The sequence below is a fragment of the Ferrovibrio terrae genome, assembly GCF_943372915.1.
GTDB lineage: Bacteria > Pseudomonadota > Alphaproteobacteria > Ferrovibrionales > Ferrovibrionaceae > Ferrovibrio > Ferrovibrio terrae_A.
Window position 1 is genome coordinate 240,447 of record NZ_CALSAN010000002.1, and the last position, 6,773, is coordinate 247,219.

Sequence of the window (6,773 nt, forward strand, 5' to 3'; positions counted from 1 at the left end):
TTCGCGCTCGGATGAATGCTAATCACTTGACGTAGCGTCAATTTTCGCCCCCTGCTGTAGCCTCGTACCGCCCAGGAAACTGCCTACGGAACCGGCATGTCCATTCCCTTCATCAAACAGCTCGATTTTGCCTACGGAACAGTCAGCGGCCTAAGTCCTTTGGTGCGCCGCGTCATTGCGCAGAACCCCTCGGCTTTCACCTTCCATGGCACCGGCACCTACATCATCGGCCATGGCCGCAAGGAACAGGGCGGCGGCGGCGTCGCGGTGATCGATCCCGGCCCCGATGACCCGGCCCATATCGATGCGCTGCTGAAAAATCTCGATGGCGAGACCGTCAGCCATATCCTGATCACCCACACCCATCGCGACCATTCGCCGGGCGCGGCGAGGCTGAAGGCGGCGACTGGCGCTGCAACCTGGGCCTTCGGCCCGCATCCGGTGCCCGAAGGCGGCCCGGCAGTGGAGGAAGGCGGCGACCATGCCTTCCGGCCCGACCATCTGCTGCAGGATGGCGACATCATCCGGGGCGCGGGCTGGACGGTGACGGCGCTGCACACGCCGGGCCATATCTCCAATCACCTGTGCTTCGCACTGCATGAGGAAAAGGCGCTGTTCAGCGGCGACCATGTGATGGGCTGGTCGACCACGGTGATCTCGCCGCCCGACGGTAGCATGACGGATTATTATGCCAGCCTGAAAAAACTGCTGCCGCGCGACGACGTGCGCTACTACCCCACCCATGGCGCACCGATCGATGCGATGAACATCAGCCATTCGCCGCAGCATTTCGTGCGCGAGCTGATCCGTCATCGCGAGGCGCGCGAGACGCAGATCCTCGATTGCCTGAAAGCCGGGCCGCAGCGCATCCCGCAGATGGTGGCGATCATGTATGCCGACATTCCGGCCTATCTGCATTCGGCCGCCGCACGCTCGGTGCTGGCACATCTGATCCATATGGTGGGCGATGGCCGCGTGGCGGTGGATGGCGGCGGCGCACCGGATGAGGCGGCGGTGTATCGCTGACCAGCCTGGACAGACGGCCTGCGCCGACAGGCCGCAACCTGCGCTCGGCTATGCACGGCAAAGCCGCAACTTGATGTGCGGCAGTCTGTCGCGCCTGCCGGCCGCGCGGTGAGTCATCCGGGGGATCGCCGGCTGCGTAGAATAGAGACAAAAGCCGTTCCGCCCGTCCCGTCCGTCTCAGCAGCACCGCGTCCCAGCCTCCATGTCTTTCCCTGCGGGCACAGCCCTTCCGGAGCGTTTCAGTTTTCATCACCCCGAGCTGCGCCGCCCGGGTGCGGCCTTCCTGCGTGATGCCGGCCGCAACGTGATGCTGAAAATGGATTTCGGCGAGATGAAAGGCAGCCTGCCGATCGACCGCCTGGCCGGCAGCCTGCAACTGCCGCCCGATGCCGCGGATCGCGAACTGCTGGCCCTGGTGCCGCAGGCGCTGCGGTATGTGCGGCAGGTGCAGGCCGATGATCCGCTGCCCAGCGAACTGATCGAGGGCCGGCCATCCTGGATGCCGCGGCCGCATGTGCTGCAGCGTGCCATCGCCGCCGTGTGGCAGGCGGTGCAGGGCCCGATAGCGGTGCTGGAATCAAACACCCTCCCGCCACGGCCCGATCCGTCCGACACCGATGTGCGCTCGGTGGCGCGCAGCCTGCTGGGCCTGTTCCCCGATGTGACCATTGCCCAGGTGGAAGAACGCCTCGATGCCGTGATCGTCGATGTCGCCCGGGTCGACTGGCTGCGCCGGGCCACGGCCACCCTGCAGCGCACCGTGGGCGAGCTGGCGCAATTTTCCGCCCGGCATGGCAGCGATGCCATGGGCGACCTGGCGCGGCGCAGCGCGCTGCAGCTGCGCGAGGTCACCATCTGGGGCACGGAAAAGGCGATTGTTGCGGATACGGCGGTGGGCGATATCAATCGCCTGCTGGCGGAACCGGAGCTGCTGCGCCACAAGGCCTGGCCTGCCATCTGCGCCCTGCGCGCCCTGGTGCTGGATGTGGAACCCGTGCTGCTGCACTGGCAGCAGGCGCGCCAGCGCAGTGACGGGCCGCGCCTGCGCGATCTCGAAGACATTCTGCGATTGACACTGCAACGCTATGCCGGTTTCGATCCTGCCATGTTCATGCCGACTGCCAGCAGGCTGGCAACCGGAGGCCTGGATGGTTGAGACTCTCACCTTCCCCTCACCTGAAGGGTCTGCACGATGAGCGACATGCACAACGATACGCCTGCGCCGCATCCGGCTGCGACGGCATTGCAGGTCAAAGGCTATGAAGAGCTGCCCTTGAGCGCGCTGCCGCAGTATCCGATGCTGGCGCGCTGTCATGCCGCCTGGCTGCAGGGCTGGCAGGGCCAGCGGCTGCCCGCCGTGGTCGCGGTTGAGGCCCTGCCGCCAGAGGTGCTGCCTTACACCATGCTGCTCGACTATCTGCCGGCCCAGCGCGATGTGCGGGTGCGGCTGGCCGGCAATTATGTCGGCGAGCGCACCAGCGAGGATCAGGGCGGCCGGCGGCTGGCCAATTTCTTCAATGCCCATGATGCCGAGATCGTCTTCACCAGCATGGAACTGGTGGCAACCACGCGCCGGGCCAGCCTGGCGCGCCGCAGCTATGTGTCGCTGGAGGGCAACCAGCTTAGTTACGTGCGGCTGATCCTGCCGCTGTCAGCCGATGGCAGCACGGTGACCGGCTTCTTCAAGACCATCGAACCGGCCACGCTGGTGAAACAGCCGGCTGGCTGAGCATGGCAGGACCGGCCTGCGGCGCATCATTCGAAGGCACGTCTGTTCAGTGATTTTATGTACCGGCCAGACTGGCGCCATGCGGCGGGGCGCAGCCGGCAGAAAAATGCTGCCGGCTGCGCCCGGCTTAGAATTTCCGGCCGGCGCCCTATATGGGATGTGTGAACGGTGCAGGCTTTGGACGGGTATTGGCGGCAGTTGGATCGAATGGGATTGTATTGGCCGTCTCTCGGACACCATTGGCTGCCAATCGGATGCGCTCGCAAATGATCGGCCCTGAAATATCAGGCACTTGAAACGCAGATGGCCGGGGGAGACCCAGCCATCGCGGTTTCCGGCGGGGATGCCGGGCGGTTTAAGCGCCAGACCCTGTCTTTTTCGGCGCTACGCGCCGGGCGTTGGCAGCTTGTGGCCCTTGAACTGCTCGCGCAGCTTGGTCTTCAGCAGCTTGCCGGTGGCGGTATGCGGCAGCTCGGTCACGAACACCACGTCGTCGGGCAGCCACCATTTCGCCACCCGGCTTTCGAGGAAGCCGAGCAGCTCGTCGCGGCTGACCTCCTGGCCGGGCTTCTTGATCACCAGCAGCAGCGGACGCTCCTGCCATTTTTCGTGATGCACGCCGATCACAGCGGCCTCCTGCACGGCGGGATGGCCGACCGCAGCATTCTCCAGGTCGATTGAGGAGATCCACTCGCCACCCGACTTGATCACGTCCTTCGAGCGGTCGGTGATCTGCATGTAGCCGTCTTCATCCAGCGTGGCGACGTCGCCGGTGGTGAACCAGCCCTCGCTGTCCAGCACATTGCCGCCCTCGCCGCGGAAATAGCCGCGCGTGATCCAGGGGCCGCGCACCTTCACATTGCCAAAGGCCTTGCCGTCGCGCGGCAGTTCATTGCCGTCGTCGTCGGTGATCTTGATCTCGACGCCATAGACGGTGCGGCCCTGCTTGGACTGCACGTCGATGCGCTTGTCCAGCGGCAGCTCGGCATGCTTCTTCAGCAGGTTGCCGGTGGTGCCCAGCGGCGACATCTCGGTCATGCCCCAGGCATGGATGACGAAGCAGTTGAGCTGCTTGGCGAAACGCTCGATCATCGCGCGCGGCGCGGCGCTGCCGCCGATCACGCAGCGCTCGATCTTGATATCAGCCTTGAGATCGAGCGACGGGTTGGCATCGATATACTGGAAGAAGGCGAGCCAGACGGTGGGCACACCGAGCGAGAAGTTGCACTTCTCGTCGCGCAGCAGCTCATACACGCTCTTGCCATCCAGCGCCGGGCCGGGGAAGACCAGCTTGGCGCCGCTCATGCAGGCGCCATAGGGCACGCCCCAGGCATTGGCATGGAACAGCGGCACGATCACCAGCGCAGAGTCGCCCGAGCCGAGGTTGAGGCCGTCGCGCTGGCACACCGCATAGGAGTGCAGCACGGTGGAGCGGTGGGAAAACAGCACGCCCTTCGGATTGCCGGTGGTGCCCGAAGTGTAGCAGAGCGACGACGCCGTGCGCTCATCGAATTCCGGCCAGGCGAAATCGGGCTTTTCCTTGCCGATCAGGTCCTCGTAGCATAGCAGATTGGGAATCTTGCTGTCCTTGGGCATATGCGCGGCATCGGTCAGCAGCACGAAGGCCTTCACGGTCTTCAGCTGCGGCGCCAGCTTCTCGATGATCGGCAGGAAGGTGAGGTCGAGGAACAGATACTGATCCTCGGCATGGTTGACGATGTAGTCGATCTGCTCGGGGAACAGGCGCGGATTGACGGTGTGCAGCACCGCGCCCATGCCCGAGACGCCGTAATACAGCTCGAAATGGCGGTAGGTGTTCCAGGCCAGGGTGCCGATGCGGTCGCCCAGCTTGACGCCCAGCTTGGTCAGCGCATTAGCCAGCTGCTTGGAGCGGTCGCGCAGGTCGCGATAGGTGTAGCGATGGATCGGGCCTTCGACGGTGCGGGTCACGATCTCCGTCTTGCTGTGATAAAGCGCGGCATACTCGATCAATTGCGAGATCAGCAGCGGACGGTCCTGAACCAGACCCAGCATGGGCTTCCTCCTGTTGAAGCTTTTTTGTGTAATGAGAAGCGCAGTCTATGGGCCGGCCAAATGCGCTGCAAGCCGGTGGCCCGCCCCGGCAGCGCATTCCGTGGCGTCAGTCCAGCAAATCAGTGCCCCGTAAACACCGGCTTGCGTTTCTCCAGGAAGGCATCGCGGCCTTCGGCGAAATCGGCCGAGTTGAACAGCAGGGCCTGGCCATCGGCCTCCTGCGCCAGCAGGGTCTCCAGCGGCTGCGGCCCGCGCGCCAGTGTGGCCTTGATGAACCCGACCGGCAGCGGTGCCAGGCTGGCGAATTTCGCCGCCAGCGCGAGGGCGGCCTGCAGAACCTCGCCTGCAGGCACGGCCTGATCGGCCAGGCCGATGCGAACCGCCGTGTCGCCGTCGATCTCCTCGGCCAGCATCAGCAGCCGCTTGACCCAACCGGCATTGACTCGCTGCGGCACCGTCCACAGCGCCGCCATGTCGGGCATCAGGCCGACCTTGCCGAAGGAGCAGCAGAATTTTGCATCCTTCGCCGTCACCACCTGGTCGCAGAGCAGTGCCAGCGACATGCCGGCGCCATAGGCAAAGCCCTCCACGGCGGCGATCACCGGTTTCGGCCCCGCCACCAGCAGGCGGGCCAGGCGATGCAGGTTGGCCAGGCGGGTGCGGCCCGCCACGCCGGTCACATTCTGCATCGACGAGATATCACCGCCGGCGCAGAAGGTGCCGCCATTGCCGGTCAGCACAATGGCGCGCACGCCCTCATCAGCCAATGCCGCATCGACCGCCGCCATCAGTTCAGCGCGCAACTCCAGCGATAGAGCATTGCGCTTGGCGGTGTAGTTGAGGCGAATCACCCGCACGCCAGACGGGATATTGGGGGCTGCGTCCCCCGCCGATTCGATGACAACAAGGGGCTGCGAGGTGGTCATGTGGGCGTTCTCCTGGCAGGGAATCGGTCTGGATTCCCCGGTATTCATCGTGATTTGGGCTGATCGAAACTTTATTACCGATCATCTCTGCACAGATTTTATTCAAACTGTTCAGTTCTAGGCATGAGTGTAACCGAAGAGCCACAGTTCCCGGCCACGGCGGCCATATTACCGGGTAAGTGTTTGTCGCACAGGGTCTTCTCTGGTTATCTCAGGCGGAATTTTTCTCTCGGAGGTTTGCCCTATGACTAAAGTGCTTTTCCGCGCCGCTCTGGTGGCCCTGGGCCTGACGGCCGCCACCTCTGCGATGGCTGCCGATGCTGATCGCCTGACCCTGACCCTGACCCCGGCCGTTGCTTCGGAATACTACTTCCGCGGCATCAGCCAGACCGACGGTCATCCGGCCTACCAGCTGGGCGGCGAAGGCCTGTTCAAGATCAACGACACCTTCAGCGGCTATCTTGGCTTCTGGGGCAGCAACGTCGATTTCAATAACAGTGTCAGCGCCGAAATTGATTTCATCGGCGGCTTCCGCGCCACCTTCGACAAGCTGAGCCTCGACGCCGGTGTGATCCGTTACACCTACCTCGATCAGCCGACGGCGGCCGACACCTATAACTTCACCGAGCTGAAGCTGACTGCAGCCTATGACTTTGGCTTTGCCATCCCGAGCGTCGGCTACTATTACAGCCCGAACTTCCAGCTCGACTCCGGCAATGCCGGCTACGCGACTGCCGGTATCACCGTGCCGCTCCCGGTCACCGAATTCGACCCGAAGCTGATCGCCAATATCGGTCGCCAGGACATCGACAAGCCGGATCGCTTCTTCGGCGTGACCCGTTCCGATGACACCTATGTCGACTGGAATGTCGGCGTGTTCGCCACCTTCTTCGGCTTCACCGCCGGCCTGCAGTATGTTGACACCAACATCAGCAAGCGCCAGTGCGGCACCAGCGCCAATTGCGGCCCGGCCGCAGTTCTCAGCGTGAGCCGCGCCTTCACCTTCTAATCGATCGTCAGATCGGTTCGCCTACCGGACCGCCGCCATCCCCTGGATG

General features: G+C 64.0%; 6 protein-coding genes. 4 read left to right on the top strand and 2 right to left on the bottom strand.

Annotated elements, in window-relative coordinates:
- Positions 1 to 96 precede the first annotated feature (96 nt).
- The 3 genes from AAG821_RS02685 (at position 97) to AAG821_RS02695 (ending at position 2,755) form a co-directional block, all read left to right on the top strand.
- Positions 97 to 1,026, top strand: coding sequence for an MBL fold metallo-hydrolase (locus tag AAG821_RS02685; protein WP_341909540.1), 930 nt, complete (start codon positions 97 to 99; stop codon positions 1,024 to 1,026).
- Positions 1,027 to 1,228: 202 nt separating this feature from the next.
- Positions 1,229 to 2,182: a hypothetical protein gene (locus tag AAG821_RS02690; protein WP_341909538.1), complete on the top strand. Its 954-nt coding sequence runs from the start codon at positions 1,229 to 1,231 to the stop codon at positions 2,180 to 2,182.
- Between the two features lie 36 nt (positions 2,183 to 2,218).
- Positions 2,219 to 2,755 carry a hypothetical protein gene (locus AAG821_RS02695; RefSeq protein ID WP_341909536.1) on the top strand — a complete coding sequence of 179 codons (537 nt, stop codon included), beginning with the start codon at positions 2,219 to 2,221 and terminating at the stop codon, positions 2,753 to 2,755.
- Positions 2,756 to 3,139: 384 nt separating this feature from the next.
- On the opposite strand, the gene AAG821_RS02700 is transcribed toward AAG821_RS02695, so the two are convergent.
- Positions 3,140 to 4,789 carry a 3-(methylthio)propionyl-CoA ligase gene (locus AAG821_RS02700; RefSeq protein WP_341909534.1) on the bottom strand — a complete coding sequence of 550 codons (1,650 nt, stop codon included), beginning with the start codon at positions 4,787 to 4,789 and terminating at the stop codon, positions 3,140 to 3,142.
- Between the two features lie 119 nt (positions 4,790 to 4,908).
- Positions 4,909 to 5,715 carry an enoyl-CoA hydratase/isomerase family protein gene (locus AAG821_RS02705; protein ID WP_341909532.1) on the bottom strand — a complete coding sequence of 269 codons (807 nt, stop codon included), beginning with the start codon at positions 5,713 to 5,715 and terminating at the stop codon, positions 4,909 to 4,911.
- A gap of 244 nt (positions 5,716 to 5,959) precedes the next feature.
- On the opposite strand from AAG821_RS02705, the gene AAG821_RS02710 reads away from it, so the two are divergent.
- Entirely contained in the window at positions 5,960 to 6,724 is a 765-nt protein-coding gene (locus AAG821_RS02710; protein ID WP_341909530.1) for a TorF family putative porin, read from the top strand.
- Positions 6,725 to 6,773: the final 49 nt, after the last annotated feature.

Excerpts from the sequence above, each read along its gene's own strand:
- AAG821_RS02685 (WP_341909540.1), top strand. The coding sequence starts at position 97 with ATGTCCATTCCCTTCATCAAACAGCTCGATTTTGCCTACGGAACAGTC.
- AAG821_RS02690 (WP_341909538.1), top strand. The coding sequence starts at position 1,229 with ATGTCTTTCCCTGCGGGCACAGCCCTTCCGGAGCGTTTCAGTTTTCAT.
- AAG821_RS02695 (WP_341909536.1), top strand. The coding sequence starts at position 2,219 with ATGAGCGACATGCACAACGATACGCCTGCGCCGCATCCGGCTGCGACG.
- AAG821_RS02700 (WP_341909534.1), bottom strand. The coding sequence starts at position 4,789 with ATGCTGGGTCTGGTTCAGGACCGTCCGCTGCTGATCTCGCAATTGATC.
- AAG821_RS02705 (WP_341909532.1), bottom strand. The coding sequence starts at position 5,715 with ATGACCACCTCGCAGCCCCTTGTTGTCATCGAATCGGCGGGGGACGCA.
- AAG821_RS02710 (WP_341909530.1), top strand. The coding sequence starts at position 5,960 with ATGACTAAAGTGCTTTTCCGCGCCGCTCTGGTGGCCCTGGGCCTGACG.